This window comes from Ammoniphilus sp. YIM 78166 (genome assembly GCF_004522215.1).
In the GTDB taxonomy this organism is placed as follows: domain Bacteria; phylum Bacillota; class Bacilli; order Aneurinibacillales; family RAOX-1; genus YIM-78166.
Window position 1 is genome coordinate 101,477 of sequence record NZ_SDLR01000004.1, and the last position, 26,532, is coordinate 128,008.

The following is a 26,532-nucleotide window of genomic DNA, read 5'->3' on the forward strand; positions in this document are numbered from 1 at the left end:
CAGGACCAAGCCATGATGAAAAGTAAAAGCCTAATCACCTAAAAATCAGCTTAATATCGGAGGCTCTAAACGAAAGTTTAGAGAGCACTCATAAAAAACCAGACTAAAATGACCCCAAACCCTGAAAAAAACTGAGCCAGGCGGTACCTCAGGTTTAGATTCTTATCTGCCAAAAAAGCCCCATCTCAGGGGCTTTCCTACTCACCTATACGGTAACAGCCTGTTTCGTTGCTGCCACACAATAATTCGCATGACCTCGGCTAAGGATAAACTCTGGCTGTGGCTTTCCTCGGTTTTCACGATGAGCTTGGATATGGACATCACTCTTTTCCCAATTCTTCCAAGCCTCTTCCGATTCCCAGCGGATGAAGATCATCACTTCTTCGTCCCCGCGACTTACTTTCTTGACGAGAATGCTTAGATCAATGAATCCCGGTGACTTTTCAATTGCGCCTTCCTTGCTGAATCGCTCAACGATCTTTTGCGCATGACCTTCTTGCACGATGATGGTTTTCGTTTCAATAAACATTACTTCGCCGCCTCTTCCATTTGCTTTACCATCTCGGCTACGGAGATCAAACCGCCGCCAGACAAGTACCAGTAGTCAGGATCTAGGTATACAATGTTTCCATCCGCATAAGCTTTTGTCTTTTGAACTAATTGGTTTTCCACTAGTTGCTTTGCTCCAGCATCGGAGGTTCCAACGGCTACATTGCGGTCAATAACAAACAAGTAATCTGGATTTTTCTCAGCAATATATTCGAAAGAAATACTTTGTCCGTGCGTAGTAACCTGGATCGACTCATCGACTGGTTTAAAGCCCATCACATCATGGATAATCCCGAAGCGGGAACCTGCTCCATAGGCACTGATATTTCCTTCATTAGCAAGAATAATTAACGCATTTTTTCCACTTGCAGAAGCCTTTGCATTTAAAGCTTCAAGAGACGCATTGACTTTCGCTAGCTCTTCGTCAACCTGTGCTTCTTTCCCGAACAAGCTTCCTAGCCGTTTCGCATTCTCTGTATAAGACTCCATATATTTCGCCGAATCTACTCCCATGAAAATGGTGGGTCCAAGCTTGCTAAATTCGTCGTACAACTCTTGTTGTCTTCCGGAGATAATAATGAGATCTGGATTGATTTCGCTGATTTTCTCGAAGTCTGGCTCTTTTAATGTTCCAACATTCACATACTTGCTATCTGTATACTTGGAAAGATACTTAGGGACATTAGACTGTGGCAAGGCTGTAATCTCTACTCCTAATTTGTCTAAAGAATCTAATACGCCAAAATCAAACACAACGACTTTTTCTGGATTTTTCTTTACTTTTGTTTCTCCAAGATTATGGGTAATCGTCATTTCTGTTTCTTCCGGTGCAGGTGCTGCTGCCGCAGAAGTAGCTTGCTCAGGTGCAGCGCTTTGACCTCCGCAAGCTGCTGTAGCCACAGCTAATATGAACATCAAAAATAGTATTGATAATCTCTTCATCCTTCTCTTCTCCTTTATATTAACTTTTTTATAGTTACTCGATGGGTAGCCATCGAATGAAACTCATGCATAGTAAACGCAAATTTTGTTTTCATTGATGCTTTCAATCTGAATATCCATGTCATAGACATCTCTGAGCACAGGAGATTGAATAATCTCATGCGTATGGCCCTCTTTTATCACTTTGCCATTCTTCAAGGCTACAATATAATCAGAGTAGCAAGAGGCAAAGTTAATATCATGGATAACAATCACGATGGTTTTGCCTAGTTCATCTACCAGCCTTCTTAGCACCTTCATGATCTGCACGGAATGCTTCATATCCAGATTATTGAGCGGTTCATCTAAGAGAATGTACTCCGTATCTTGAGCTAAAACCATTGCGATGTAAGCCCGTTGTCTTTGCCCTCCACTTAGCTGATCTAGAAATTTATCCTGCATATCTTGCAGTTCCATATACTTAATCGCATCATCCACGTGACGCCAATCTTCCTTGGACAGTTTTCCTTGCGAATAAGGGAAGCGGCCAAAGCTTACGAGATCGCGAATCGTTAATCGAATGTTGATATGGTTGGATTGCTTGAGGATGGAGACTTTTTTCGCCAGCTCATTGCTTTTCCATTGATTAAGATTCTTATTCTCAATAATGACTTCCCCGCTATCCTGATCAGCTAGTCTACTGATCATCGATAACAAGGTGCTTTTTCCTGCTCCATTCGGCCCAATAAAAGAGGTAATCTTCCCTTTTTCAATCTTGACCGAGACACTTTCCACTACAGTTTTGTTGCCATAACGCTTTGTAATATTTCTAACTTCTACCATGACTTATTCTCCCTTAATAGAAGATAAATAAAGTAAATCCCACCAATAAAGTTAATAATGACACTCAACGTGGTTGAGAAGGTAAACACTCTCTCCACAATCAGCTGCCCGCCTACTAAAGCGACAATAGCAATCAAAACGGAACCGATAATCAAGTACTTGTGCTGATAGCTTTTGAGGAATTCATGCGCAACATTGACGACAAGAAGACCTAGGAACGTAATCGGTCCAACTAAAGCTGTAGAAATCGAGGTCAGAATAGCAATAATCACAAGGAGTCTTTTTACTACATAATCGTAATCCACCCCCAAGTTAATAGCCGCCTCTCGTCCTAAGGACAACACATCTAGATATTTATACAGCCGGATAAAATAGAGGGTAGCTAATACTAATCCGGCAATCGCCAGCGTGAGAATATCGGTATTGACGTTATTAAAGCTGGCAAACATGCGATCTTGCACGACTAAGAATTCATTAGGGTCTATGAGAACCTGCATAAAGGTGGTTAGGCTCTGAAACAAGGTCCCAAAGACGACACCGATGAGAAGCAGTAGGTAAAGATTCTTGCCTCCCCCTTGAAACAGGAGTTTAAAAAGTAATCCCGTAAACAGGACCATGATACCAACCGAAAGCAAGAAATTAAACTCCTTACTAGTAATGGCGAAGCTCATGGATCCAAACAAAAAAATGACAAAGGTCTGTACAAGCATATAAAGGGAGTCAATCCCGAGTATGCTTGGCGTTAAAATTCGGTTGTTGGTGATAGTCTGAAAGATTACCGTCGAAAATCCGATGGCCGTTCCTGTCAGAACAATGGCCAGGATCTTCGTCCCTCTCCGAGGAAGAACATACCCCCAATTGCTCCCCAATTTAATAAAAAGAAAAGTAGCAATAAGCATGACGGCGAATACCGCAAGGAAACTGATTTTGACTCTAGGATTCATAAGCCCTTCCCCTTAACAATAAATACAGAAAAATGCCGCTGCCGATGACGCCCACCATGAGACCGATCGGAATCTCAAAAGGATAGATGATGATTCGCCCCAGAATATCACAAGCTAGTACGAATACAGCTCCTAACAAAGCGGTATGGGGCAAGCTTCTCTCCAGATTATCGCCCTGATACAGGGTGACAATGTTTGGGATAATGAGCCCTAAGAAGGGGATCAATCCTACAGTCAGCATCACAACCGATGAAATAAGAGCGACAATGATCAAGCCAATGTTCACTACGGATTTATAATTCAAGCCTAGATTCTTAGAAAACTCTTCTCCCATTCCCGCTACCGTAAAGCGGTGAGCGTATAAATATGCAAGGATCAATACCGGAATACTCAAGTAAATCAGCTCGTATCGACCTTTTAGGATGATAGAAAAGTCTCCTTGCATCCAGGATGAAATATTTTGAATTAGATTATGCTTGTAGGCAAAAAAGGTCGTTACGGAGCTGACAATCCCCCCAAACATGAGTCCTACAAGCGGGATGAATACCGCGTCCTTGAATTTGATCCTGTCGAGGATCTTCATGAAAATGAAGGTGCCAGCTAAAGCAAAAGCAAAAGCCACGAACATCTTCGCCAGAGGGCTTGCTGAACCGAATAGCATGATAGCCACTAAGATTCCTAATCTTGCTGAATCATCCGTTCCGGCAGTAGTTGGTGATACAAATTTGTTTCTGCTAAGCTGCTGCATGATCAATCCACTGACGCTCAAGCTTATTCCCGCGACGATTATACTGACAAGCCGAGGAACCCTGCTAATGAGGAGTGTCTCTAGCTGATCCTCACTGAGTGAAAATATATGTAATGGATGAATATCTTTAACACCAATAAATAAAGAGATAAACGATAGAATAAGCAACGCTGCGACTAGGTATCTTTTTTTCATTTCTTTTTCCTCAGTCTTTGTGACTTAATATTGTTTAGACAATTATTAATACAACAAGTAATGTATATGCATCAATTGAACAAACAATAATACGGGAGTGTTTATAAATGATAATCACTATCAACTTTCTAGAATTAATGATAATCAATATCACTAAAACTGTCAAACCTTTTTTCTTGAACAAGCATATTGACCTTGCACAAACGTTTCACATTCTGTAATATCAAAAACTGAGAAGCTATAAAGGGGGATCCTATGGACTATCACGATTACTCATTAGATAAATCTCTCGGTTATAAACTAGCAAAATCATCCCGCCTTTTAACTAACCGCCTCAACCAAACCTTTCGAGAGCATGGTTTGCCCATTACGGTTGAACAATGGTCCATTATGGTTCAGCTCTGGGAGAATGACGGACTCACTCAAAACGATCTAGCCATCCTAACAGATAAGGATCAGCCTAGCGTCTCTCGTTTAATTGATAATATGATCAAGCGGAATTTAGTAAAAAGAGTACCCCATCCTACGGACCGACGCACAAATTTAATTTATTTAAGCCCTTTTGGCAGTGAAATTCAAAAAGAATTAATCTCCCTTGTGTTGAAAACGCTAGCAGAAACCTCAAAGGGAATTGATCCAAAAGAAATGGAGATATGCTTTTCTGTATTGGATCGGGTGATTGAGAACCTAAAATAAGAGCCCAGAAGGGCTCTTATTTTATTTTAGGAAGCTGAAGATTATAGTTTGGTGCAGCGATGAGAGAGGCACGTAACCATAAAGTTGTTACCAAAATGATAAATATGGTATATTCTGTATGAAAATCAAGCACTGGAAAGGAGCCTCACGCTACGTGACCGTACCCAAAACCAATCGTCGTGCTTTCCTGAAAAAGTCTGCAAGGTTTTACTTAGGGTTGCTGGGAACAGGGATGCTAGGTACAGCTTTCTCCGTTATGGGCGAACGTTTCTGGTATAAAATTAATACATTTCCGCTAACCGTAAAAAATCTCCCTGATGCCTTTAAGGGCTGGAAGATTGTTCATTTTAGTGATGCCCATCTGGGCTTTTATTATGATGCCAAGCATTTTAGACGAGTGATTGAGATAATAAATGAGCTTAATCCTGATATCCTACTGTTTACAGGAGATCTCGTCAATACCGGCTCCCCCTGGCCTGCGCAAGCCATTTCCCTTTTATCTGAGCTAAAGACGCCACGAGGGGGAAAATGGGCCGTGTTGGGAAACCATGATTATTGGTCAAGAGAACAAGTTAAAGTGTCTCTTGCTGCTTCTGAGTTTACCGTGTTGGAAAATACTCACCGATTCATAGAAAACGAGAGGCAACGTTTATATATCGCTGGAGTAGAGGATGTTCTCTATGGTCGCCCCAATTTAGATATAGCTCTAGATGGTTTATCAAACCAAGACTGCGTTATGCTCATGGTACACGAGCCTGATTTTGTGGTACGAAGTCAGGACTATCCGGTATGTGTTCAGTTTTCTGGCCACTCTCATGGTGGGCAAGTACGGATCCCTTTGATCGGTCATGTCGTCACTCCCCTAGGCGCAAAGCAATATGTCGATGGCTTGTATTATATAGGAGAGAAACAACTGCCCCTCTATGTAAACCGCGGCATCGGAACAAGCACCTTACCCGTGCGATTTTTTTGCCGACCAGAAATCACGGCGTTCACAATTTCTTAATTTTTAATTAAGAATTATACAACAAAAAATGGTATACTGAAAAACGATCCAAAATCATCCAATAAGCATGAGGAGGCATTATCATGGGCACCAATCTTACCCAGGTATTAAACAAGCAAATTGCGAACTGGTCCGTATTATACATCAAGTTACATAACTTCCACTGGTATGTGAAAGGACCTCAATTCTTTACCCTGCATACGAAATTCGAGGAGCTTTATACTGAAGCCTCCCTCCATATTGATGAGTTAGCGGAGCGTTTGCTTGCTCTAGGCGGTCAGCCAGTGGCTACCATGAAGGGGGCAATGGAACTGGCTTCCGTACAAGAAGCGAAGGGAAATGAAGTGGCTGAGGAAATGGTTCAATCGGTTATCCATGATTTCTCCCAAATTATTGGAGAATTAAAAGAAGGCATGAGCATCGCTGAGCAAAAGGATGATGAGACTACAGGGGATATGCTTCTTGCTATTCATTCCTCTCTTGAGAAGCACGCGTGGATGCTGCGTTCGTTCCTAGGTAAATAAGCTGTTTCAAAGGTCGGGACCCTCAATTGAGGGTCTTTTTATTTTTATTTCTATATAAACTAATTTTATTTCCAGGGTAATTTTCAGATAAAGAATCTCCTCCCCCACTCTCATCTTTCTTCTTTATTAGCCGATATAACTAATAGAATATATTCCTCGTAATTGTCACATCTTCGAGGAACCAAGTTCCGCTTCATGCGTCTAAATACAATAGGAGATTACTAGAAAAAGGAGGTCAACATGCTCACCAAAGAATACATAGCTAGAATAAGCAAATGGGGTTTAGCACTCATGCTCTCCACCACCTTGCTTTTCCCTACGGTCAGCAACGCGAACCCTGTTGCTCAAGAACCATCCATCTCCGTAAAGCTCGTTAATTTTATCGGGAACCCAACGCGACTCACAATCGAACTAAACGGTAATTATACCGTAGACGGAAGCTCTTTAACCTTAGCTGCTGGGGCTTATGAAATCCGAATTGAAAATGAAAGACTTACCCTCTCTCAGAATGGACAAGCGTATCTCACCAACCAAGCGGGCTTGACGTTAAAACCTAGCTCGGGCCAATTGATAATGAAAATTAACCAGCGCCCCTATTTAGGAATGATGAACTTTACGCTGGAGAATGGGAAAACCATCCGTCCCGTAAATACCTTGCCTATTGAGGATTATGTAAAAGGCGTCATTCCCTTTGAAATGCCAGCATCTTGGAACATAGAAGCATTGAAGGCTCAGGCCGTTGCTATTCGGACCTATGCAATCCGACGCCAGAATCAAGTGATTGATGATACGACGAATTTCCAAGTCTATGGAGGCTTTAATCAGCTCGTCAACAGCACACAAGCAGCGAATGAAACCAGTGGGCAAGTATTGACTTTTAAAGGAGAATGGGTCGAGACTGTCTACTCTTCTAGTAACGGAGGAAAAACGGAAGCTAGCGGCAGCTTATGGAGGCCCTTTGACTACCTCCTGTCGCAGGATGATCCTTATGATCCCAAAAATCCATGGTCCATTTCCTTCTCTAAGCAGCAGATCGATGTCACTTCTCTCGATTTGTCACAACCGCAGCTTTGGTGGACCACTACCTTTGAAAAAGATCTTAGCCTGATGAATGCCATGAGAACCTGGCTCCAGCAGAACGGATGGGCAGGCCGAGAGCTCAAAATCACCTCCGTACCCAAGTTTGAATGGGCCAATGTTAAAACCTTAGGAGGAAGAGAAACCAGGGCTTCGATTATTATCGAGTTTCTTGTCAGAGAGCCCCAAGGCACGACTCAACAGCAGCGCTTTGAACGCAGCGACCTCTCGCTTGTTGAAGTACGGAAAATGGTGGGGGGAGCCCACATCTTTAGAAGCTACTTTGTCGAGCCGGTTGAAGACTTAGGCACATCTTACACCGTGAAGGGAAATGGGTTCGGCCATGGAGTGGGGATGAGCCAGTATGGGGCTAAAGCTATGGCGGATCAGGGGTTGAAGATGGAGAACATTCTATCCTTCTATTACCCAGGTACGTCATTGTCGGTTGCTAAACCTTCAACGTCCCTCGTGGTTTCTCAACCCATTCCCGTAACGGAACCAGCACCTGCGCCTACATCAGCGCCTCCAGCAACGGTAACCGCTGCAGCCATTCCCCCTGCCCCTGCAGTAAAGCCCAGCGTGACGGTTGCTCAACCGAAAGCACAGCCTGTAGTCGTCTCAAGATCGACCCCGGCCACGGTGCAAGGCAAGATTAAATCGACCGTGGTGGTTGGAGTTCGCAAGAATCCAAGCTTTGCCACTAAGCCTCACGCCACAGTCAAAAATGGCCAAGCCGTTCAAATCCTAGGGAAGAAGGATCGCTGGATACAAATCAAGGCAGGGACCGTTACGGGTTTTATTCCGGATAATTTTGTACAGGCTTCGAAATAAGGTGTGATTTACATCACACCTTGATGGTGGTGTTACTGTTAAGATAGACTTATCAACAGTTCAAGGGGAGTGAATCGGATGACACTCGTTAACGTTTCGGAAGTTTTTTTACAGTGTGAGCACCCATTCTATAAAGACGTGGAAGTACAATCGCTGGAAGTCAACTGCGTGTTGTACAGCTCCGCCACTTCCTATCAGTGTAACATCCAGCTTCCGACGCTGAATTGGGATCAGATGCTGCATCAGATCTCTATCGAACTCATCCGTTTACGATCCTATGAATGGTTGCAGCAACAGTAATGCAGTTGTGTATTAAAACTTGGGGGAGTTTTATTACATAGAAGGGCAGGAATTCCTGCCCTTTTTGTTATATGACGGCAAACCCTCCTTTTCGACGCTTGAAATGTACACAGCGGGTTATTTTTATGCTAAAATTCATATATATTTATAGAAAGCCATTATATCCTGAAGGATTGGTGATGAGTGCGTTGGGTTTGTCCAAAGGTGAGATAAAGCGCCAAAAGATTTTGGGAGCCGTTATCGGGTTCGTGCAGACGAATCAGGGTTCACCCACCGTTCAGAATATTATGGAATTGACTGGAATACGGTCATTCAATACGGTATCCCGTCATTTGAAGGCCCTGCAGCAAGAAGGATTTCTAGACTGGGAACCTGGCTCCAATGGAAAGATTACTGTACTGGGTGAGACTCCCTCATAGCTCTCCCCTATGCATTGCTAAGAACAGCCTTTTTAGGCTGTTTTTTCTTTTCATTTTCCGGAACCGTCTGCTTGAAGATGAATATAATAAATATTTAGTTTATTTTTTATCTTGACATTTATCCTCCCACTAGATAGTATAATGAATATCAGTTGGAACAAAGGGGAGTAGCTTTCAGGATTTTCCTGAAACAAAGTCGTCATTACGTGGAATTAAGATTCCACCGGCTTTGTTGGTACATATTCTTGTACTTAGCAAGACCTTTGCCTTATGGCAGAGGTCTTTTTATTTTTGCCATAAGGACATCAAAATTCATGTAAGGAGAGGGTAGCGTGTTGTTTGAAACCGAGTTTTGGATGGCCTTATTAACGATTATTGCAATTGATTTAGTACTCGCGGGTGACAACGCTGTTGTTATTGCTCTAGCTAGTCGTAACCTGCCTGCTGACCAGCGCAACAAAGCCATTTTGTGGGGAACCTTCGGAGCCGTCGTGATCCGGATACTCTTAACCCTAGTTGCCGTATGGCTTTTGAAGATTCCGCTTCTTCAAGCGATTGGTGGAATTCTACTTATCTATGTGGCTATTAAGCTACTGAAGAACGAAGAAGAAACCGAACATATTCAAGCGGGGATGACCTTAAAACAAGCGATCCAAACGATCGTGGTAGCAGACCTGATTATGGGCTTAGATAACGTACTAGCGATTGCCGGTGCGGCTCACGGAAATATGGTCCTTGTCGTGCTAGGTCTAGCGATCAGCATCCCGATTGTGGTTTGGGGAAGTAAGTGGATTGCAGCTTGGATGAATCGTTTCCCTATCATTGTTTACATCGGAGCAGGGATCCTGGCGTACACCGCTGGAACGATGATTACCCATGATAAACTTACCCAATCCTATATTCTTTCGAATATCCCAGGATCCAATTGGCTCCTGCCTGTCTTAAGCGTAGTGTTTGTCATCGGATTAGGTAAATGGCTGAACAGAAACCAACCGGCTTCTCTTCAAACCGAAGAAACGAATACGAAAGCAGTTTAGAGAAAAAAGAAGGGTGACCCTAGTAGCCATGGGGTCACCCTTCATCACTTATACTTTGAATTTTCCAATCATGCCTCTTAAATCCTCCGCCATCTTACCTAAAGAGAGAGAAGAATTAGAGATCTCCTCCATCGACGCTAGCTGTTCCTCCGCTGAAGCAGCTACATTTTGTGAGTGGGCTGCAGATTTTCCTAGAAGAAAAAGAAGCTGTAGCTAAAGGTCGGAGAATCGACTTTTAGCTACAGCCCTTTTTGTTCTGGCTATTCTAATTTGCTACAGATTGCAAACGAATCTGGTCGGCCAGCATTGCAATAAACTCTGAATTCGTGGGTTTGCACTTCATTTTATTAACAGTGTAGCCGAATAGAGAATTTATCGATTCCATATTTCCTCTGGACCACCCTACATCAATTGCATGCCTGATGGCCCTTTCTACCCTCGCCGACGTGGTATTGTACTTCTTAGCCAGATCAGGGTATAGGACCTTGGTAATAGAACCTAATAATTCAATATCACGATACACCATAGAAATGGCTTCCCGTAGATAGAGATAACCTTTAATGTGGGCGGGGATGCCCATCTCCACCAAGTAAGACGTCACGATTTGATCAAGGGACTTTCCATTGTTCAACTCTACGCCTTTTTTCACTGAAAAAGAGGATTCTGCCGGAACCAGTGACGGCATGGGAGTGGAGTCTGCACTGCCGCTCACCTCCCTGATTCGCTTAATCAGAAGGTCCATATTAAAAGGCTTTAAGATATAGTAATTTGCCCCTAGTTCAAGAGCCCGCTTCGTGATGTCTTCATGACCGAATCCGGTAAGTACAATAACTTTGGGCTGCTTAGCCAAATTCATCGTTCTTAAGTATTCTAATACGGCTAATCCATCTAAGTTTGGCATAATAATGTCGAGAATTAATACATCTGGAATGCCCTTCTCCAGAACAGTAAACACCTCATTGCCATTATAGGCAATGCCCTCAACAGACATATCCGCTTGACTTCCTATATAATCCGCTAGGATGTCTGTAAATTCCTTATTATCATCCACTAAAACCACACTGATGTTTGCCAAAGAAACTCTCCCCTTAGGTGTATATTTACTAATACTAAAGTTTCTCGTAAACCATCATCGTTTCCTCTATTTATTATTCCAAAAATTCCTATCAGATCTGATAAAATTCGACCTTATCAGACCTTATCAGTAAAGAAAACTTGGCTGGCGCCAAGCTTTGGCGCAGAAAACTCCACTTGACATCTTTATATCAAGTGAGTTGTGCGACAGCCTAGTTGCCCTTATGCAGATATAGAATTCTAGATATCTTATAAATTCTTATCTGCAAAAAAAAAAAGGCCAGATTACTCTGACCCTTCTCAACCTGTAATGTGGGCTAAAAACATGGAGGCAATTCCAAAGTAGACGAATAAAGAGAAAATGTCATTCAACGTGGTGATTAAAGGGCCGGATGCCACAGCAGGGTCTATATCAAAGCGATATAACAACAAAGGAATCACCGTTCCTGCAAGGGTTCCAATAATTAGCGTCAGCAGCAAAGAGCTTCCTACCACTAAGCCCAAGACGAGGTCGTCTCTCCACACATAAGCCACAATGGTAATTAATACACTACACACAATCCCAATAATTAAACCGACACCGAACTCTCGAACCACCAATTTAATGACCGTTCTCCGATCGATATCTTGAGAAACTAGACCACGAACGACAACAGCAAGAGATTGAGTTCCTGTATTTCCGGTCATCCCTGCAATCATCGGCATAAAGAACGCGAGAGACACTACCTGCTGGAGTGTATCTTCGAACTGGCTAATAATACTTCCTGATATGAGTCCAATAAATAAGAGAAGGATCAACCAGGGCAAGCGCCGAAAAGACGCAACAAAAGCACCCGTTTGAAAATCAATGGATTTCCCTGAAGCGGATAGCTTTTCTATATCCTCATTCGCTTCTTGAATGATAACGTCCAACACGTCATCGACTGTAACAATCCCGACTACGTGCTCTTCATGATCCACCACAGGTACAGCAATAAAATCATATCGTTCAATTAAGCTAGCTACTTCTTCTTGGTCTGCATCGACAGGAACAGAAATCACACGCGTAAACATAATATTGTCTACTTTGTCATTGAGGTTAGCGAGCAAAAGATCTCGGTATGAAACGACACCCACTAGCTTTTTCTCTTCATTTAAGACATAGAGGTAGTAAATATTTTCTGCCATAGAGGCAAAAGCTTTAAGCTTATCTACAGCTTCTCGTACGGTATAGTAATTCCGAATCCAGACAAACCGGTTCGTCATCAGACCCCCAGCTGTATCACGCGGATATTGCATAAGGTTCTTGACCGTTTGGGATTCTTCTTTCTTCATGGAAGCAAGGAACTCTTCACTATTCTCAATGGTTAACTCATGAAGCAAGTCAACCAAATCATCATTTTCCATCAGGTCCATGACCTCAGACGACTTAGCGACTCCCAACTTGTGGAGGATTTGCAATTGTAGATCAGTATCTAATTCTTGGAGAAGTATCGCTACCTGCTTAGAGGAAAGAAAGGTTAAAAACTTATGGCGATGTTTTTCTGGTAAGTTTTTATATAAATGGGCTATATCATAGGGCTGAAGTTCCTCCATAATCAGCTTAAAGTCTTCTTTCTTCAATTCCTTCATAAGCTTAATGACGACAAGCAAGATTTGACTTTCTGTCATTTGATTGATATTAAGCTTGTTAATATTCACAATCCCCACCACCTGACAAGCTACAGCTTTCTGATGTTCCCATGGTAAACCAAAACCTCTTCTTAGTCAAAATGAAATTGGAATAACAACCTCTGCCGTAAGGAACGCTATAAACGAAGATTAATGTTAAGGTGGAGGTTATTACATATGCTAAAAAAATCCATGATTGGCCTCTTAAGCGCGACGATCATTCTCAGCGGTTGCGCTAATTTCCAACCACAAGCCCAAGGGGGTACCCGGGCTTTAGAAAACCAAAACCAGCCTGTAAGAGTATTAAATAACCCAGCTGCACCAGAAGAAAGAGGGAACACCAGTCTATCACTCATTGTGGAAGGTGAAAATACAGGAGCTCTTCCTATTGTACGTCAAGCCGATCAGACCTATGTCCCTATTGAAAACTTATTTCAAACACTTGGTTATAATGTTTCCCGGGCTAATCAAGGCGAAATTCAAATTGGCTACACGGATCCTATCTTCACCATCACAGAGGACAGTACCCAAGCCACAGTGGATGAACGTCAAGTGGACTTGCCTCATACCGTAACGACCATTGAGAATAAAACCTACGCCACCGTAGCCAGCTTGCAAGCCTTGCTTGGGGATGCGTATCAAGTTCAACAGACGGCTGATTCCCTCGTGGTCACACCAGTAGGTAATTCCCTCTTTCCCGAAGAAGACCATGGCTGGGAGAACTTTAAAGAGGAGGACACAGAAGCAACACCGACCGTCTCATCAGCTGAAGCAAACCGAATTATTAGTATGGGTAGAAAGTATCTCGGCAGACCTTATGAGTTCGGAGCGCGAACAGGCCAAACCCGTACGTTTGACTGCTCTTCCTATGTGCAATATTTATATGGAAAGCAAGGAATTCGGCTCCCTCGTACAGCCCGAGCTCAAGCCACTAGAGGAAATCGCATCGCTGTCGCTAATTTAAAACCAGGCGATCTGCTTTACTTTTCTGTCCCTGGGCGATTTAGAAGCGACAAGACAGTAGGCCACGTGGGCATCTATATGGGAAATGGACGCATGATTCACGCAGTTCCCCCTAAGGTGCAAATTACCAATGTTGCTAATTCCTCATACTGGAAGCGAGTATATTTAGGCGCTAGGAGAGTAGGATAGTCCGCATGAAACAAAACCATCCTAATACCCTCAGGGTATTGGGATTTTTTTATTCTTGTCGATAAAAGTCGAACGAAACCGACAAAACTAGCCATATATCAAAGGTTTTTGGGTGAAAATATTGATAGGAAAAGGGTAGATATGTTAACATTTAAAGTGGCAGATAACACGGAAGTTATCCGCTTACTTTCCCTTCTTTCGTTCCCTTTTCCCACTATATTCTATGTGGAAAGAAACGTGAGACTGTGGGAAAAACCGAACAATTAAAACATATTAGCAGTTATACAAGTAAGCTGCTCCGACAGAAATTTGGTAAAGGACCTGAGTCTTGTCACGCCTCCTACGGTAGCCGCTACATCGTTCTGTACCTACGCAAGTTCATCTGTCCAATGGAAGAAGTTCTGCTCGCACAGAACCAATATGAAACGGTGACTCATTCCAGACACACCATCATTGAGACCATTTTGGTTGAACTCAAGGGCGTTATTCAAGTCACCATGGATGTAGAGGTTCTAGAGTTCTACCATGATTGGAGCTACGAGAACAATAACGGGATCATCGTTGCCTATGTTCAAGATGGACAAGCTGATTTCGCTCCTGAAGAGTCAGACTTCCCCGAGAAGACTGCCTTAGAACAGGAAGTATCGAGGCTAAGCTTTCAGTTACAGAAGCTTCCAGGCACTATAGAATCCTTTAAGATTAGTCCCAAGATTTATATTGTCATCCGATATGAAACACTAGTCTACATCGAGAAGGCTCTCATTCATAAAGGCTATGGCAAGGTTCTCAAGATCACAAAAAATGAATACGAGAAAAAGCTTCTCCACAGTGATGGGCGTTTCGAGCAAATTTTTGGAAATAAAGTAACAGATATCTTCTGTGACGAAGATTTTTCTTTAGATAAGGCATTAACCATATTTTTTACAAAATAACAGATTGGCAAATGGCGGAATCTTCTTGAAGTCTTGCCGTGGCCGAACTTCTCATGCGGGAGAAGTTCGGCCTTTTTTATTTTAGAAAGGAGAAGACATGAAATTGTTTGTAGAAGAAATTCAACGCATCTATGACCGAGACTCACTTACCGATTTGAAGGAGCAACTTAAAGACCAAGTCGTTGATCCTTCCTTGTCTTGGCAGTCACGAATGGATCTATATGAGAAAATTAAATGGATTAATCTTCGCCTTGAACACTTAAAAAAGAAATAGGCGTCAGAGATGAGCCCTGACGCCTTTACATGCATTAATAATTCATTTTTCCTTCAATGAAGGCTCTAAGTTCACTAATCGGCATCCGTTGCTGTTCCATCGTGTCCCGATCTCTTACCGTTACTTGGCCATCCTGCTCGGAGTCAAAGTCATAGGTAATGCAGAACGGGGTTCCAATCTCATCGTGACGGCGATAACGTTTACCTATGGAACCCGCTTCATCGAAATCCACCATGAAGTACTTGGAGAGCTCTGCGTATACGTTTCCTGCTCCCTCGGACAGCTTCTTGGAAAGCGGGAAGATAGCGGCTTTAAACGGCGCTAGTGCCGGGTGGAAATGCAGAACAGTACGGCTGTCCCCACCTTCAAGTTGCTGTTCCTCAAAAGCATCAAGTAAGAAAGCCAACGTGACGCGATCCGCTCCAAGAGAAGGTTCGATACAGTAAGGGACATATCTTTCGTTCGTTTCTTGATCAATATATTTAAAGTCCTCGCCTGAATGCTCCATATGCTGCTTCAAGTCATAATCCGTGCGGTCCGCAATCCCCCATAGCTCCCCCCAGCCAAATGGGAACTTATACTCAATATCCGTAGTGGCGTTGCTGTAGTGAGACAGCTCATCGTCGGAGTGATCACGCAGCCTGATTTTATCCTCTGTTAATCCTAGTGCGAGAAGCCATTGGTGGCAGTAATTTCTCCAGTATTCGAACCACTGTAGGTCTTCTCCTGGCTTACAGAAGAACTCCAATTCCATTTGTTCAAATTCCCGTGTTCTAAACGTAAAGTTTCCTGGAGTAATCTCGTTGCGGAAGCTTTTTCCGATTTGGCCAATACCAAACGGCAATTTTTTTCTCATGGTTCGCTGAACGTTCTTGAAGTTCACGAAAATCCCTTGAGCCGTTTCAGGTCGTAGGTAGATCTCATTGGCTGTGCTTTCTGTTACCCCCTGGAACGTCTTGAACATCAAGTTAAACTGTCGGATCTCCGTCCAATCCTGAGCCCCACAGTCTGGACACTTGATTTCATGCTCCTTCATAAGGGCAGCCATTTGATCAAAAGATAAACCATCGACAATCATTTCTATTCCTTTTGCATCGAGAGCATTTTCAATCAGCTTGTCTGCACGATGACGAGCCTTACACTGTTTACAGTCTATCATCGGATCGTTAAAGTTCCCTACGTGACCGGAAGCAACCCATGCCTGAGGGTTCATGAGAATGGCTGCATCAAGACCTACGTTATAAGGAGACTCTTGAATAAACTTTCTCCACCAAGCCCGCTTAATATTATTTTTTAACTCTACGCCCAATGGGCCATAGTCCCATGTATTGGCCAGTCCGCCATAGATTTCCGAGCCTTGAAAGACAAAGCCTCGATGTTTCGCTAAAGCGACAATTTGATCCATAGTCACACTCATTCTTTGTTCTCTCCTTTTTAGTTAAAAATAAAGAAAGCTCCCATCCCATAGGCATTCTGCATGCCTAGGGACGAGAGCTTGAGCACCCGCGGTTCCACCCTAGTTGATCCATCTGAACGGTTGTCAGGATGCATCCACTTTTGGTTTTTTTCGAAGCTCTAGATTGCCTTTTCCCTGACTCTTCCTCTAGGCTTCCACCCTCCCTAGATCGCTGAATGTAAAGTTAGACAGGTACTATCTATCCTTCAACGCTTCTTTGTTATTACATCTTATTGGACATATCTTACTGAAGTTAAAGCAAAAAGTCAATGTCACGCAAGAGACAGCAGATAATAAATTGTAATTAAGAGAAAAAGATAGTACAATGTTTAGGAATTGCATTGAGTTGATTTACAACTCACTCTCTTACTCAACCTCGCTAATCATAGTGGGGTATTTTTTTTATAAAAAACAAGAAGCGTCCCATTTAGGAACGCCCTGGAAAAATAACCGCTCAACCTCCAACGGAGGAAAGATTAACTATATTATAGCATATCCGTCGTAAACTAGTTCAGTAAGTTTTGGTAATATATCCACCTTATGGAATTGTCTTTTTATTACTAGTTTTGTCGAATCCATCCAGCAGGCTTAATTTTATGCTATACTTTTTTTACACAAAAACTGAAAGCGATTTCACAAAAGCTCTGAAAGGAAGGATTCTTATGCATCTAAAACTATCGAAAGAGGACATCTTTACTTCTTATAGCGTTGACCAGTTAGAAGTAAAGAGAAAATATTTATTAGACACCTTATTCTACACGACAAACTTAAGCAATGTAGAGCGATTTGAAATTCACCATTTACTCATGCTCATTGATTATCAGAAGGAATCGATTCAGGAATGCGCGGTTTAAATCTCCCCAACTGATCACCCCACTCACATTTTATGGAGTTCTTTGGAAGGAGATCTTACAAAGAGGCACTCCATGAAGTCAGAAAGGTGTATAGTTTAGTTAACTTCCTGTCATCACACTCCTATCCTTCTTTCCATCCTTCCTCAAGGATGGCTTTTTTTAAACAAAATAGTCCTGTTCCAGTAGGAACAGGACTTGAACTTTATTATTGGCGCTCAGCTAAAGGAACGACTTCGCGTAATTCTGGTCCTTGATAAATAGCTGTAGGACGGATGAGGCGGTTATTGGAGTACTGCTCTAATACATGCGCAGTCCAACCGGACACACGGCTCATCGCAAAGATAGCGGTATATAGATCCATTTCAATACCCATTACATAATAAACGGAAGCAGAGAACAAGTCTACGTTTGGCCACATTCCCTTTTCCTTATTGACGATTTCGAAGGTTTTCTCTGTCATCTTATACCATTTTTCATCGCCCATCTTCTCCGCAAGCTCCTTCGACATCTCACGAAGCTGAACCGCGCGAGGATCCATGGTCTTGTATACACGATGACCGAATCCCATAATTTTTTCCTTGCGAGCTAATTTTCCATGAACATATTCTTCTACGTTCTCAGGCTCACCAATCTCAAGCAGCATTTGCATAACTGCCGTGTTCGCTCCTCCATGAAGAGGTCCCTTCAAGGTTCCAATTCCAGAAGTGATCGCTGAATAGATATCAGAAAGCGTTCCAGCGGTTACACGACAAGCAAATGTGGAGGCATTGTACTCATGGTCCGCATGCATAATTAATCCTGCATCCATTACGCGAACTTCGATAGGATCTGCTTCCTGTCCTTTTAGCATATATAAGAAGTTAGCTGCAATAGATAGATCGTTCTTAGGCTCAACTAGGTCTAAGCCCTTACGTGTACGATCAATCGCGGCTACAATCACAGGAATCATAGCGGTAAGCTTGATCGCCTTGCGGTAGTTAGCCTCAGGGGCCATATCTTCGCCTTCGTCATCAAAGGATTTCAGCATAGAAACGGCCGTACGTAAGGTATCCATTGGGGTGCCCTTGGGAGAAATCAAGCGGATTACATCTAATACTTCTTGAGGAATCTTCTGATAGGAAGCAATCTGTTGTTTTAACTCTTGAAGCTGAGCACTGGTTGGCAGCTCGCCTTTCCAGAGAAGATAAATCACTTCTTCAAAGGTAGTCTTGTCGACTAATTCATTTATATCATAACCTCTATAAATCAATCGGCCTTCTTTACCATCGATAAAACAGATCTCGGATGTACCAGCAATAACGTCCTCTAACCCAGCCGTAAAATCGGATTTTGCCTTGAAATCGCTTAGTTTTGTCTCACTCATGTCTCCATTCCCCTTTCTTATATATAATATTTGCAAATTCCGTTCCAACATATATATTTCGATAACTGTTTTAAAAATTCCTTCTTTGTCCATTAAATTTTACAATAAATTCATTTGGTAGGAACATACTAGGATTAGCCTTCCATTATTTTACCTAAATATATTTGCCGTATACATCCTATTTTACTTATATAACCAAGGAGCGTTCTCTATGAATGATTATTTACTTCCACGCTATTCCAAGGATGACGTAAGAGAGTATTGGTCCCTTCTAATGAACTACAAGAAGGAGCTGAATGATCAGTTACTCCATCTGCCTCATGATCAGGATAAGGCCTCTTATTTGGGTGCTATTGATTCGATTACATTCTGCATGGAGGAGTTGGAAAAACGGTTTGATCTCTTCTAACATAAAGGAGGGGGCGCTCTATGCGCGCCCCCTATTCCTCGTCTGTATCTCTCTTAAAATGACTTTTTAACAAACCCATGAAGTGCTCTGCACGCTCCTGATAAACGAAGTCCCCGAACAAGCGAAATAAGGTCATGTTTTCATTGTAAGAATCCAATAATGAATCAATAAGTGCATATTTGGTTTGTTCCTCGATATTTAGCATGAGCTTATCTTCCTCCTGCTTGAAATCTAGTTTCCCTTAGCACTCATTCTTGACCCTATTGCGGCCTTTTAAACCCCACAGGCACCTGCCTTATTCTAAAAATTTTAATTATTATTACAGGAGATTGACGTTCTTTTCACGAATAGAAGTAGAGAATCCATTTCAAAGGAGGCAACTCGAATTGACTATCAGTCTACCTGAAGCGTTATCTGAGCTAGAGAAACACATTCGCCCTCGTACCTTTCCCCTTGCCATTAGAGTATTGCGCAAGGATGAAGCGATCCCAGCTAAAACGAAGCGCCCCCTGCGCGATCTAGGTGTACAACTGAGCATTTGCCAAGGGATTACCATGGCTAGAACCTATGGTTGGTCTATAGCTATGGGAGGAGAAGATCTTTCCTGTCCAATTGCCAAGGCTGTCTTTCACTTTGAAGAACCTCTTTCCTATTACACAGAGGGTAACTTGGCTTGTGGCATGTATACAGCAACCCAACAAGCTGGAGTGCATACAGAAGCAGAGGTTCCCAAATTTACAAAAGAGGAGAATGGAACCGTTATCATTTCTCCCTTATCGCGCACCGACTTTGAACCTGATCTGCTTGTCATTTACGGCAATTCAGCGCAAGTGATGCGTATGGTCGCTGCCTCCTTATATAAAACAGGTGGGGCCATTACCTCGACTTTCTCAGCGCGCGCCGACTGTGCAGATATCATTATCAAAACCAAGCAAACGGAAAAACCTCAAGTTATTCTTCCTTGCTATGGTGACCGAGTGTTCGGTCAAACTCAAGACGATGAAATGGCATTCTCCTTTCCCTATTCACATCTAGGTGACTTCATTGAGGGATTGCACGGGACTCATCGGGGCGGTGTGCGCTATCCCGTTCCTGCCTTTCTCCAATACCAAGCGAAGTTTCCCGCAACTTACGAAAAGCTGAACGAGATGTGGGAGCAAAACGAAAATAAGAATTCCTTGTAATATAATCTAACAAGCTCACTTTCAAAATGAAACAAGTACGGTATGATAAAAATAATTCGTTAAGGATCTTTATGATCCCCCATCTCATTCCTTGAGGCTGTTCCAAGGGACCGGGTAAGCCGGCCTTTTGAGGACCAGCCTCATTCTTTTTGTCACAATCCCACCCAATTGAATATTTTGTTAAAAAAACAATCCGAGGCGCCTATGGAATTCAAAAATGCGTACATGATTTCAACGGAAAATCAACTGATTGAACCCGGTGGCTATCTCATTCTCCAAGTCATGAATCCTCTAGAATCTCTGAAAACCGCTTACCTTATTGGTATTATATCTAACGGGCTATGCCAGCAGCTGAAGCTCACTCTCATGTCAGAAAGTCTAGTGTTGGCCTTTGCAAAACCTCTCGAACCCCAGCCATTGAAAGATCATCCCCTATCTGCGAACCTTATTTGCCAATACTATATCCACTCTGACAATCCGATTATGGGAGGGCTTGTTATCGGAACCCTAACCGGAACAGCAGGGCAATTGAATACCAATCTGCAAGGAAGAATTAAGATAGAACCAGGTAAAATGATATTGCTATACGTCGTCAACCCAACACCTCATCGAACTTTTTTTGATATCAACCTAGCTTGGTTTGAAGACTAGCATGCAAGGTTCTAGCTTACAAAAAAACCGGCTATCATCTTCATCGTTAGCCGGTAAGCCTATTTATCTCCTAGCCTTCTTGATCGCTTGCACATATTGGGCAGCATATCAATTCTTCCTCCAATATTAAGATGGGTGTTACTTGCGTTTTCCTATTATGTGCAATAAAACAAATTATGATGGGGGAAAATAAGTCTGTCTCTACATCAAGGCTTGGGGGAGGTCCTTTAAGGATGAATTTTGTATGGGAGTCAATCATTGTCGTTATTGGAGCCATGATTCTCCTTCGAATAGCGGGCCGCAAGTCGATTTCTCAGATGACGATATCCACAACCATAGTCATGCTTTCCGTTGGTAATATTATCGTTCAACCCATAATTGAGAAAAGCATATGGAAAACGCTTGCCGTTATCATGATCTTCGTTACCGTTCTTATTATTCTAGAGTTTCTGATGGTACGAACCAATTGGTTGGAAAAGTTACTTATAGGCAAAGCTGTGACATTGGTCGAAGATGGAAAGATTGTACCTCATAACCTTCGCAAGATGCGCTTTACCATTGATCAATTAGAAATGCGGTTACGCCAACAAGGGATAACCAACATTTCGGATATAAAAACAGCTACGCTAGAAACCAATGGTCAGCTAGGTTATGAGCTTTACCCAGATGCAAGACCCCTGACAGTAGGTGAATTCAAAAAAATGATGGGCTTAGCTATACAGCAACAGCCTAGTCATCCGGCAGGCTTTGATATCTTCGATGAGGTACGTCAAGAAGAGCATGCGAAACCGCTTCCAAAACAGTTTCAATAAACGTACTTAAGGTACGATACTAAATATTTTCAATAATTCCATAAGATATCGTTGCATTTAAAACTTTTTAGCTTTAAAATAAAAGTACATTGAGGTTACCCCCTTAATGAATCATACTTGGACTTACCCGTTTACGGAGTAGGTCATTTTTTTTGGAAAAAAACATCAAATCATGTCGAATGATTGCGGTTCCAAGTTTACCGGATGAATGCTATACTAGGCTATAATTCAGAACATTACTTAAAATGAGATAAAGGAGATGATGAACTGTGCCCAAGACAAAATGGTTCTCAATCGAGAAGAGCAAGCAGTATGATTACGTTCGTGATACCCGATTTATCATTACAGTATATAAGATCTTGGGAATCCCCTTTTATAAACGCGTTGTGAAGTGGCATTAATTCATCTGTGGTTGTAAACGCTCCCATTAGGTGTTAATAGATTTTTCAAACCTTGTTCATACCCCGTTAATAAGAATATGGTATATTTTGGTTAGTTTGTTCTAGAAGGAGATTAATTGATATGAACTCAATAAAAAAGCAAATCCCAACTACTCCAACCCTCCCCTCCAATTTTGAGGAGCTTCTTGAGCATCTTCAATCCGATGAGAAGCTCGAAGACTTTGCCACATCCTTAGTCAAAGAATACCTCAAAGAAACTTGGAAGAGCTAGCTCCCTGAACTCTCCTTCTTAAAAAAAGAGCCCAAGCATGGTATGCTGGGCTCTCTTCTCCAAGTACGATCATTGTTTACTGCAATATGCCTTCTCACGAGTCAACCTATAGTAATGATTTAACTCCACATCAATCTGCTGACTTATCGTCAAGACTTCTGGAGAGGTAATTCCTTTTCTTCCTGCTAAAGAATGCATATCTTCCCTTAACTTTTCAATTTTTTCCACTAGGATATCTACCTTTGATGCCACTAGTTCTTCTCCTACCATCATTTTAATATTACGATATTAACATAAAATTGAATTTAAAGGAAATATAACTAGTACCTATTAGCCTCTATCGATAAAACTAGTGGTTTTCCGACAAAATTAGAGAGAAGATGTCAGTCGTTCTTTCTTCCTGTAGGTCTTCGGTTGGATACAAAGGTCCTTATATTCATTAAGAACTCTATCTAATTCCTGGCTGATGAGCAATACTTCGGGTGCCTTAATTCCTTTGTGCTTAACCAGGAGGTGCATCTCTGTACGCAACTCTTCTATTTTACTCAAAACAGTTGTTACATCGCTCATCCCGTCTACCTCTCTTTTTCTGAAGATCCCTTTGGGATTTTATTATAAATGTGTAAACGTTACCCAATCAAGCAAAACCTTTGTTACCCTTTTGGCTTGAAGATTAAGGCCCCAATAAAACCGAAGATGATCGCTGCGGAAATACCGGCACTTGTAACCTCGAAGATCCCCGTTATAATACCGACGAGCCCATACTTCTCTGATTCAGCCATAGCCCCATGGACCAAGGCATTTCCGAAGCTTGTAATGGGTACCGTAGCGCCAGCCCCTGCAAAATCAATCAGAGGCTCGTACCATCCAAACCCGTCAAGTATCGCTCCGGCGACAACTAAGGTACTCATCGTATGGGCAGGAGTTAGCCTTCCGACATCAAGCATCAATTGCCCTATCACACATATGATCCCACCAACAACAAAAGCCCAAAAATAAATTCCCATGAGCGCCTCCTAGGCAGGGTTATTTTCAATGACAACGGCATGCGCAATACAAGGTATACTTTCTTTTTGCTGATAAGACAAGGGAGAAAGAAGGGCTCCTGTGGCAACAATCAGTACCTTATTCAATTCACCTTGACGCATCCTATTCAAAATATGGCCATAAGCCACTGTTGCCGAGCAAGCTGCCCCGCTGGCACCTGCAAGAACGGGCTGATCTTTTCCATAGATCATCATTCCACAATCTACAAAGTGATTCTTCATATCCGTTCCATGCTTCATTAATAGATCTTTTGCGATCTGATGCCCTACCCGCCCTAGGTCACCTGTCGCAATCAGATCGTAGTCATCCGGAGAGGTTTTCATATCCCTAAAATGAGCCTGGATGGTATCAACAGCAGCCGGTGCCATCGCCGCTCCCATGTTAAAAGGGTCTGAGAGCCCCATATCCACAATTTTTCCAATTGTAGCCGCTGTAACCTGTGGCCCTATACCGTCCTTTCCCAGAATCGCAGCTCCTGCTCCCGTTACCGTCCATTGAGCCGTAGGGGGCTTTTGTCCACCGTATTCGGTAGGATATCGGAATTGCTTCTCCACGGATGAATTATGACTGGCCGTCCCGCATAAGACATATTGCGCTGAATCACTATTGATGAATAAAGAACCTAAAGCCAATCCCTCCATAGACGTCGAACAAGCCCCAAACAAGCCAATATAAGGGACACCTAACGTCCGGGCGGCAAAGCTACTTGAAATAATTTGGTTCATCAAATCTCCTGAAAGGAAAAACTGAATATCTTCTTTTTTTAAGCCTGCTTTTTCAATGGCTTTGTCACACGCTTGTTCGAGCATTTTTTTCTCAGCCTTCTCAAAGCTGTCTTCACCTAACCAAGTATCTTTATTAAGAATGTCAAAATCCTTGGCTAGCGGACCTTCTGCCTCAAAAGGCCCTCCTACCACGCCTGTAGAGAGAATGACCGGTTTGTTGGGAAAAATCCAGGTCTGATGTCCATGAAGCATCTTATGCTCCCCCCAGTTTCATGACCGTAGCTTTGATTAGAGCCACAACGAAGGCTGCAACTGTACCAAATACAATGACAGAGCCCGCGAGCTTGAACATATTTCCTCCCACACCTAGCACGAATCCCTCTGAACGATGCTCTATGGCAGCAGACGCTACCGAATTGGCGAAGCCAGTCACAGGAACGGCCGTACCCGCTCCAGCCCATTGCCCAAATTGGTCATAAACGCCAAAACCTGTCAAAAGGACAGCGATAAAGATAAGCGTAGCCACCGTAGGATTTCCAGCGGTCCGCTCGTTAAAATCAAAAAAAGTCATATAAAAATCAGAAATCAATTGTCCAAGTAAGCAAATCGAGCCTCCCACGAAAAATGCCTTTATGCAGTTAAGAGCTACTGGCCGCTTTGGCTCTCTTTGTTTGGCAAAGGATTGGTATTCCTGCTGGGTTGGCGTTAACTTTTTCTTTTTCTTATCTGACATCGGTCATCACCTTTCACCTCATCTACATGATATGGTATATTCTCCCTCATTCCATTTTTTTCATGTACTAAAGTTACATGAAAAAACCTCTCCATTGGAGAGGCTCTTATAAATTCATATCTTCTCTACTGCAAGAAAAGGAGGACCACCTATACTGTAAGTCTCCTTCTGTGGAATCCACCTTAATTCCATATATAAGCTGATCCATAACCAGACACGTGAGCAATAAGAAGGCACCCGTAATACATAAAAATTCGACCATATAAATAACCCCTTCCATAACTGGTTACTCTAATATATGATCGAATTATCCAAATATTTATTTAGTTTGGACTATATTATCTTGATAGCATTCCATACAATGACCTTGTTTTTCCTCTAATTCATACTCCGTGAGCTTGACACTGCAACTGATACATTTCTTCTCGAGAAGTTGGATATTCATTCCGTTCCTCCCTATCCTATCTTTTATTTTTTCTCTCTATAATAATATAACAAAATATTCAAACATTTGTAACCAGATATTGTGAATATATTGTGACATTTATATTTTGGTTGAAGTTAACACGGCTAAATTTTTGTTCTATTCACATCCTAATGGATAAAAGGAGGTGCAATTCGATGAAGAAATTGGCTTTTGCACTACCCCTTGTTCTCATTATGGGGCTCATTTCTGGCTGCTCACTGAACCATCGGTATAGTGCACTAGAAGAAGCATCTTATCGTGCAGCTGGAATCGAAACCCACCAAAATACGGCACCCGCACGAGATCCCGCTGAGCATCTTGAAAATCGAGTCAAAGCGATTCCCGGCATCGCGAATGCCCATGTCTTATTTTATGGAGTGGACAACCTGATTGTTGGGATTGATCTCGCTAGAGGAGCTCATAATAATGCCTACCGAATTTCTGAAGATCGCGTACGCCAGGAGTTGCAAGGCGAGTCTAAGGATTTTCTTGTTTATATTGTAACGGAGAAGGATGCGGATGTCTTAAGCCGCGTGAAGAATCTTCGTAACGATATCCGTCGAGGACAATCCATTACAGAAGGACAATTACTAAGTGTGGTTAATGGAGTATGGAAGTCCATTGTTCCATTGAACTTATTAAGTAAGAGCTAGTCTCTTACATAAAAGGCGACTCCACCAGGATGGAGCTCGCCTTTTTCTTACGCTTACCCCACGTGAGGTTGACCGTTTCTCATAAACTCGTCCCATTTTAAGCGCCATTTTTCACGTCGCTCTTCCCTAGAACCCTTATATAGCTTCTTATATTTCTTCCAGCGATCTTTCCATTCTGTTCTCCGTTGTTGTCTTGTCTTCATATTGTACTCCTTTCTTCAGTAAAACCATCCCAAAAGTCTATCTTACATGATTTATCCACCTATATGGAATACTAAATTTTGAAAAATTGTCTTGTTCAATATAGAAAATTATGTAATAATAATTATTTATGT

At 42.4% G+C, this 26,532-nt stretch carries 35 protein-coding genes and 1 riboswitch; of the genes, 18 read left to right on the forward strand and 17 right to left on the reverse strand.

Annotation, left to right across the window (positions count from 1 at the left end; genetic code table 11):
* Positions 1-205 precede the first annotated feature (205 nt).
* The 5 genes from EIZ58_RS17100 to EIZ58_RS17120 all read right to left on the reverse strand — a co-directional run bounded on the left by EIZ58_RS17100 (position 206) and on the right by EIZ58_RS17120 (position 4,200).
* Positions 206-529: an antibiotic biosynthesis monooxygenase family protein gene (locus EIZ58_RS17100; RefSeq protein WP_134702108.1), complete on the reverse strand. Its 324-nt coding sequence runs from the start codon at positions 527-529 to the stop codon at positions 206-208.
* The gene (locus tag EIZ58_RS17105; protein ID WP_134702109.1) at positions 529-1,491 is read right to left on the reverse strand and encodes a siderophore ABC transporter substrate-binding protein; all 963 of its coding nucleotides are present in this window, start codon (positions 1,489-1,491) and stop codon (positions 529-531) included. Before EIZ58_RS17105 ends, EIZ58_RS17100 begins: the two co-directional genes overlap by 1 nt.
* Positions 1,492-1,554: 63 nt before the next feature.
* A complete protein-coding gene (locus EIZ58_RS17110; RefSeq protein WP_134702110.1) occupies positions 1,555-2,313 on the reverse strand; it encodes an iron ABC transporter ATP-binding protein in 759 nt (252 codons plus the stop codon).
* Complete coding sequence (locus EIZ58_RS17115) at positions 2,307-3,257, reverse strand: iron chelate uptake ABC transporter family permease subunit (RefSeq protein WP_134702111.1); 951 nt, start codon at positions 3,255-3,257, stop codon at positions 2,307-2,309. The genes EIZ58_RS17110 and EIZ58_RS17115 overlap by 7 nt, the downstream gene beginning before the upstream one ends.
* Positions 3,247-4,200: an ABC transporter permease gene (locus EIZ58_RS17120; protein ID WP_134702112.1), complete on the reverse strand. Its 954-nt coding sequence runs from the start codon at positions 4,198-4,200 to the stop codon at positions 3,247-3,249. The genes EIZ58_RS17115 and EIZ58_RS17120 overlap by 11 nt, the downstream gene beginning before the upstream one ends.
* A gap of 255 nt (positions 4,201-4,455) precedes the next feature.
* Here EIZ58_RS17120 and EIZ58_RS17125 point away from each other — a divergent pair, with 255 nt between their 5' ends.
* From EIZ58_RS17125 to EIZ58_RS17155, 7 genes are all read left to right on the forward strand, one after another.
* The gene (locus EIZ58_RS17125; protein WP_134702113.1) at positions 4,456-4,896 is read left to right on the forward strand and encodes a MarR family winged helix-turn-helix transcriptional regulator; all 441 of its coding nucleotides are present in this window, start codon (positions 4,456-4,458) and stop codon (positions 4,894-4,896) included.
* Positions 4,897-5,050: 154 nt separating this feature from the next.
* On the forward strand, positions 5,051-5,902 hold the full coding sequence (locus EIZ58_RS17130) for a metallophosphoesterase (protein WP_167577767.1): 852 nt from the start codon (positions 5,051-5,053) through the stop codon (positions 5,900-5,902).
* 83 nt (positions 5,903-5,985) lie between these two features.
* On the forward strand, positions 5,986-6,426 hold the full coding sequence (locus tag EIZ58_RS17135; RefSeq protein WP_134702115.1) for a Dps family protein: 441 nt from the start codon (positions 5,986-5,988) through the stop codon (positions 6,424-6,426).
* 240 nt (positions 6,427-6,666) lie between these two features.
* Entirely contained in the window at positions 6,667-8,334 is a 1,668-nt protein-coding gene (locus EIZ58_RS17140; RefSeq protein ID WP_134702116.1) for a SpoIID/LytB domain-containing protein, read from the forward strand.
* A gap of 78 nt (positions 8,335-8,412) precedes the next feature.
* A complete protein-coding gene (locus tag EIZ58_RS17145) occupies positions 8,413-8,634 on the forward strand; it encodes a hypothetical protein (RefSeq protein WP_134702117.1) in 222 nt (73 codons plus the stop codon).
* 179 nt (positions 8,635-8,813) lie between these two features.
* A complete protein-coding gene (locus EIZ58_RS17150) occupies positions 8,814-9,053 on the forward strand; it encodes a LexA family protein (protein WP_167577768.1) in 240 nt (79 codons plus the stop codon).
* Between the two features lie 148 nt (positions 9,054-9,201).
* A riboswitch (yybP-ykoY riboswitch) is annotated at positions 9,202-9,306 on the forward strand.
* Between the two features lie 103 nt (positions 9,307-9,409).
* Positions 9,410-10,090: a TerC family protein gene (locus EIZ58_RS17155; RefSeq protein ID WP_134702845.1), complete on the forward strand. Its 681-nt coding sequence runs from the start codon at positions 9,410-9,412 to the stop codon at positions 10,088-10,090.
* 265 nt (positions 10,091-10,355) lie between these two features.
* Here the strand turns inward: EIZ58_RS17155 and spo0A are convergent, their stop codons facing one another.
* Together spo0A and mgtE are read right to left on the reverse strand one after the other, a co-directional pair.
* Positions 10,356-11,165, reverse strand: coding sequence for a sporulation transcription factor Spo0A (gene spo0A, locus EIZ58_RS17160; RefSeq protein ID WP_134702119.1), 810 nt, complete (start codon positions 11,163-11,165; stop codon positions 10,356-10,358).
* A 299-nt stretch (positions 11,166-11,464) separates the two neighbouring features.
* Positions 11,465-12,814, reverse strand: coding sequence for a magnesium transporter (mgtE, locus tag EIZ58_RS17165; RefSeq protein WP_134702846.1), 1,350 nt, complete (start codon positions 12,812-12,814; stop codon positions 11,465-11,467).
* A gap of 177 nt (positions 12,815-12,991) precedes the next feature.
* Here mgtE and EIZ58_RS17170 point away from each other — a divergent pair, with 177 nt between their 5' ends.
* From EIZ58_RS17170 to EIZ58_RS33495, 3 genes are all read left to right on the forward strand, one after another.
* On the forward strand, positions 12,992-13,966 hold the full coding sequence (locus EIZ58_RS17170) for a C40 family peptidase (RefSeq protein ID WP_167577769.1): 975 nt from the start codon (positions 12,992-12,994) through the stop codon (positions 13,964-13,966).
* Positions 13,967-14,211: 245 nt separating this feature from the next.
* Positions 14,212-14,898, forward strand: coding sequence for a Na-translocating system protein MpsC family protein (locus tag EIZ58_RS17175; RefSeq protein WP_167577770.1), 687 nt, complete (start codon positions 14,212-14,214; stop codon positions 14,896-14,898).
* A 97-nt stretch (positions 14,899-14,995) separates the two neighbouring features.
* A complete protein-coding gene (locus EIZ58_RS33495) occupies positions 14,996-15,172 on the forward strand; it encodes a hypothetical protein (RefSeq protein WP_167577771.1) in 177 nt (58 codons plus the stop codon).
* Positions 15,173-15,206: 34 nt separating this feature from the next.
* Here the strand turns inward: EIZ58_RS33495 and EIZ58_RS17180 are convergent, their stop codons facing one another.
* Positions 15,207-16,589, reverse strand: coding sequence for a glycine--tRNA ligase (locus EIZ58_RS17180; protein ID WP_134702122.1), 1,383 nt, complete (start codon positions 16,587-16,589; stop codon positions 15,207-15,209).
* A 701-nt stretch (positions 16,590-17,290) separates the two neighbouring features.
* Between EIZ58_RS17180 and EIZ58_RS17185 the strand changes: the two genes are divergently transcribed.
* Positions 17,291-17,482 carry a hypothetical protein gene (locus EIZ58_RS17185; protein ID WP_134702123.1) on the forward strand — a complete coding sequence of 64 codons (192 nt, stop codon included), beginning with the start codon at positions 17,291-17,293 and terminating at the stop codon, positions 17,480-17,482.
* A gap of 205 nt (positions 17,483-17,687) precedes the next feature.
* Here the strand turns inward: EIZ58_RS17185 and EIZ58_RS17190 are convergent, their stop codons facing one another.
* Positions 17,688-18,845: a citrate synthase gene (locus tag EIZ58_RS17190; protein WP_134702124.1), complete on the reverse strand. Its 1,158-nt coding sequence runs from the start codon at positions 18,843-18,845 to the stop codon at positions 17,688-17,690.
* 211 nt (positions 18,846-19,056) lie between these two features.
* Between EIZ58_RS17190 and EIZ58_RS17195 the strand changes: the two genes are divergently transcribed.
* Positions 19,057-19,254 (forward strand): hypothetical protein, encoded by a 198-nt coding sequence (locus EIZ58_RS17195; protein ID WP_134702125.1) that lies wholly within the window; start codon positions 19,057-19,059, stop codon positions 19,252-19,254.
* 31 nt (positions 19,255-19,285) lie between these two features.
* On the opposite strand, the gene EIZ58_RS33500 is transcribed toward EIZ58_RS17195, so the two are convergent.
* The gene (locus EIZ58_RS33500) at positions 19,286-19,459 is read right to left on the reverse strand and encodes a hypothetical protein (protein ID WP_167577772.1); all 174 of its coding nucleotides are present in this window, start codon (positions 19,457-19,459) and stop codon (positions 19,286-19,288) included.
* A gap of 181 nt (positions 19,460-19,640) precedes the next feature.
* Between EIZ58_RS33500 and EIZ58_RS17200 the strand changes: the two genes are divergently transcribed.
* The 5 genes from EIZ58_RS17200 (at position 19,641) to EIZ58_RS33505 (ending at position 22,573) form a co-directional block, all read left to right on the forward strand.
* Complete coding sequence (locus tag EIZ58_RS17200) at positions 19,641-20,438, forward strand: DUF169 domain-containing protein (protein ID WP_240689155.1); 798 nt, start codon at positions 19,641-19,643, stop codon at positions 20,436-20,438.
* A gap of 204 nt (positions 20,439-20,642) precedes the next feature.
* Entirely contained in the window at positions 20,643-21,089 is a 447-nt protein-coding gene (locus tag EIZ58_RS17205; protein ID WP_134702126.1) for a hypothetical protein, read from the forward strand.
* 233 nt (positions 21,090-21,322) lie between these two features.
* Positions 21,323-21,901 carry a DUF421 domain-containing protein gene (locus EIZ58_RS17210; protein WP_134702127.1) on the forward strand — a complete coding sequence of 193 codons (579 nt, stop codon included), beginning with the start codon at positions 21,323-21,325 and terminating at the stop codon, positions 21,899-21,901.
* A gap of 269 nt (positions 21,902-22,170) precedes the next feature.
* A complete protein-coding gene (locus EIZ58_RS34875; RefSeq protein WP_255438314.1) occupies positions 22,171-22,302 on the forward strand; it encodes a hypothetical protein in 132 nt (43 codons plus the stop codon).
* 121 nt (positions 22,303-22,423) lie between these two features.
* Positions 22,424-22,573 (forward strand): hypothetical protein, encoded by a 150-nt coding sequence (locus tag EIZ58_RS33505; protein ID WP_167577773.1) that lies wholly within the window; start codon positions 22,424-22,426, stop codon positions 22,571-22,573.
* Between the two features lie 69 nt (positions 22,574-22,642).
* Here EIZ58_RS33505 and EIZ58_RS17215 read toward each other — a convergent pair whose 3' ends face one another.
* The 6 genes from EIZ58_RS17215 to EIZ58_RS34880 form a co-directional block, all read right to left on the reverse strand.
* Positions 22,643-22,825, reverse strand: coding sequence for an aspartyl-phosphate phosphatase Spo0E family protein (locus EIZ58_RS17215; RefSeq protein WP_240689157.1), 183 nt, complete (start codon positions 22,823-22,825; stop codon positions 22,643-22,645).
* Between the two features lie 117 nt (positions 22,826-22,942).
* Complete coding sequence (locus EIZ58_RS17220) at positions 22,943-23,143, reverse strand: aspartyl-phosphate phosphatase Spo0E family protein (RefSeq protein WP_134702128.1); 201 nt, start codon at positions 23,141-23,143, stop codon at positions 22,943-22,945.
* Positions 23,144-23,226: 83 nt separating this feature from the next.
* Entirely contained in the window at positions 23,227-23,580 is a 354-nt protein-coding gene (spoVAE, locus tag EIZ58_RS17225) for a stage V sporulation protein AE (protein WP_134702129.1), read from the reverse strand.
* Positions 23,581-23,589: 9 nt separating this feature from the next.
* A complete protein-coding gene (gene spoVAD / locus EIZ58_RS17230; protein ID WP_134702130.1) occupies positions 23,590-24,597 on the reverse strand; it encodes a stage V sporulation protein AD in 1,008 nt (335 codons plus the stop codon).
* Position 24,598: 1 nt separating this feature from the next.
* Complete coding sequence (gene spoVAC / locus EIZ58_RS17235) at positions 24,599-25,078, reverse strand: stage V sporulation protein AC (RefSeq protein WP_134702131.1); 480 nt, start codon at positions 25,076-25,078, stop codon at positions 24,599-24,601.
* Between the two features lie 319 nt (positions 25,079-25,397).
* Complete coding sequence (locus EIZ58_RS34880; protein ID WP_255438315.1) at positions 25,398-25,523, reverse strand: hypothetical protein; 126 nt, start codon at positions 25,521-25,523, stop codon at positions 25,398-25,400.
* A gap of 176 nt (positions 25,524-25,699) precedes the next feature.
* On the opposite strand from EIZ58_RS34880, the gene EIZ58_RS17240 reads away from it, so the two are divergent.
* Entirely contained in the window at positions 25,700-26,197 is a 498-nt protein-coding gene (locus tag EIZ58_RS17240; RefSeq protein ID WP_167577774.1) for a YhcN/YlaJ family sporulation lipoprotein, read from the forward strand.
* Between the two features lie 53 nt (positions 26,198-26,250).
* Here the strand turns inward: EIZ58_RS17240 and EIZ58_RS33510 are convergent, their stop codons facing one another.
* Complete coding sequence (locus EIZ58_RS33510; protein WP_167577775.1) at positions 26,251-26,400, reverse strand: hypothetical protein; 150 nt, start codon at positions 26,398-26,400, stop codon at positions 26,251-26,253.
* Between the last annotated feature and the right edge of the window lie 132 nt (positions 26,401-26,532).

Coding starts and splice junctions, on each gene's coding strand:
- EIZ58_RS17100 (WP_134702108.1), bottom strand. CDS start 529: ATGTTTATTGAAACGAAAACCATCATCGTGCAAGAAGGTCATGCGCAA.
- EIZ58_RS17105 (WP_134702109.1), bottom strand. CDS start 1,491: ATGAAGAGATTATCAATACTATTTTTGATGTTCATATTAGCTGTGGCT.
- EIZ58_RS17110 (WP_134702110.1), bottom strand. CDS start 2,313: ATGGTAGAAGTTAGAAATATTACAAAGCGTTATGGCAACAAAACTGTA.
- EIZ58_RS17115 (WP_134702111.1), bottom strand. CDS start 3,257: ATGAATCCTAGAGTCAAAATCAGTTTCCTTGCGGTATTCGCCGTCATG.
- EIZ58_RS17120 (WP_134702112.1), bottom strand. CDS start 4,200: ATGAAAAAAAGATACCTAGTCGCAGCGTTGCTTATTCTATCGTTTATC.
- EIZ58_RS17125 (WP_134702113.1), top strand. CDS start 4,456: ATGGACTATCACGATTACTCATTAGATAAATCTCTCGGTTATAAACTA.
- EIZ58_RS17135 (WP_134702115.1), top strand. CDS start 5,986: ATGGGCACCAATCTTACCCAGGTATTAAACAAGCAAATTGCGAACTGG.
- EIZ58_RS17140 (WP_134702116.1), top strand. CDS start 6,667: ATGCTCACCAAAGAATACATAGCTAGAATAAGCAAATGGGGTTTAGCA.
- EIZ58_RS17145 (WP_134702117.1), top strand. CDS start 8,413: ATGACACTCGTTAACGTTTCGGAAGTTTTTTTACAGTGTGAGCACCCA.
- EIZ58_RS17150 (WP_167577768.1), top strand. CDS start 8,814: ATGAGTGCGTTGGGTTTGTCCAAAGGTGAGATAAAGCGCCAAAAGATT.
- EIZ58_RS17155 (WP_134702845.1), top strand. CDS start 9,410: ATGGCCTTATTAACGATTATTGCAATTGATTTAGTACTCGCGGGTGAC.
- mgtE (WP_134702846.1), bottom strand. CDS start 12,814: ATGACAGAAAGTCAAATCTTGCTTGTCGTCATTAAGCTTATGAAGGAA.
- EIZ58_RS17170 (WP_167577769.1), top strand. CDS start 12,992: ATGCTAAAAAAATCCATGATTGGCCTCTTAAGCGCGACGATCATTCTC.
- EIZ58_RS33495 (WP_167577771.1), top strand. CDS start 14,996: ATGAAATTGTTTGTAGAAGAAATTCAACGCATCTATGACCGAGACTCA.
- EIZ58_RS17180 (WP_134702122.1), bottom strand. CDS start 16,589: ATGAGTGTGACTATGGATCAAATTGTCGCTTTAGCGAAACATCGAGGC.
- EIZ58_RS17185 (WP_134702123.1), top strand. CDS start 17,291: ATGCATCTAAAACTATCGAAAGAGGACATCTTTACTTCTTATAGCGTT.
- EIZ58_RS17190 (WP_134702124.1), bottom strand. CDS start 18,845: ATGAGTGAGACAAAACTAAGCGATTTCAAGGCAAAATCCGATTTTACG.
- EIZ58_RS17195 (WP_134702125.1), top strand. CDS start 19,057: ATGAATGATTATTTACTTCCACGCTATTCCAAGGATGACGTAAGAGAG.
- EIZ58_RS33500 (WP_167577772.1), bottom strand. CDS start 19,459: ATGCTAAATATCGAGGAACAAACCAAATATGCACTTATTGATTCATTA.
- EIZ58_RS17205 (WP_134702126.1), top strand. CDS start 20,643: ATGGAATTCAAAAATGCGTACATGATTTCAACGGAAAATCAACTGATT.
- EIZ58_RS17210 (WP_134702127.1), top strand. CDS start 21,323: ATGAATTTTGTATGGGAGTCAATCATTGTCGTTATTGGAGCCATGATT.
- EIZ58_RS33505 (WP_167577773.1), top strand. CDS start 22,424: ATGAACTCAATAAAAAAGCAAATCCCAACTACTCCAACCCTCCCCTCC.
- EIZ58_RS17220 (WP_134702128.1), bottom strand. CDS start 23,143: ATGAGCGATGTAACAACTGTTTTGAGTAAAATAGAAGAGTTGCGTACA.
- spoVAE (WP_134702129.1), bottom strand. CDS start 23,580: ATGGGAATTTATTTTTGGGCTTTTGTTGTTGGTGGGATCATATGTGTG.
- spoVAD (WP_134702130.1), bottom strand. CDS start 24,597: ATGCTTCATGGACATCAGACCTGGATTTTTCCCAACAAACCGGTCATT.
- spoVAC (WP_134702131.1), bottom strand. CDS start 25,078: ATGTCAGATAAGAAAAAGAAAAAGTTAACGCCAACCCAGCAGGAATAC.
- EIZ58_RS34880 (WP_255438315.1), bottom strand. CDS start 25,523: ATGAATATCCAACTTCTCGAGAAGAAATGTATCAGTTGCAGTGTCAAG.
- EIZ58_RS17240 (WP_167577774.1), top strand. CDS start 25,700: ATGAAGAAATTGGCTTTTGCACTACCCCTTGTTCTCATTATGGGGCTC.
- EIZ58_RS33510 (WP_167577775.1), bottom strand. CDS start 26,400: ATGAAGACAAGACAACAACGGAGAACAGAATGGAAAGATCGCTGGAAG.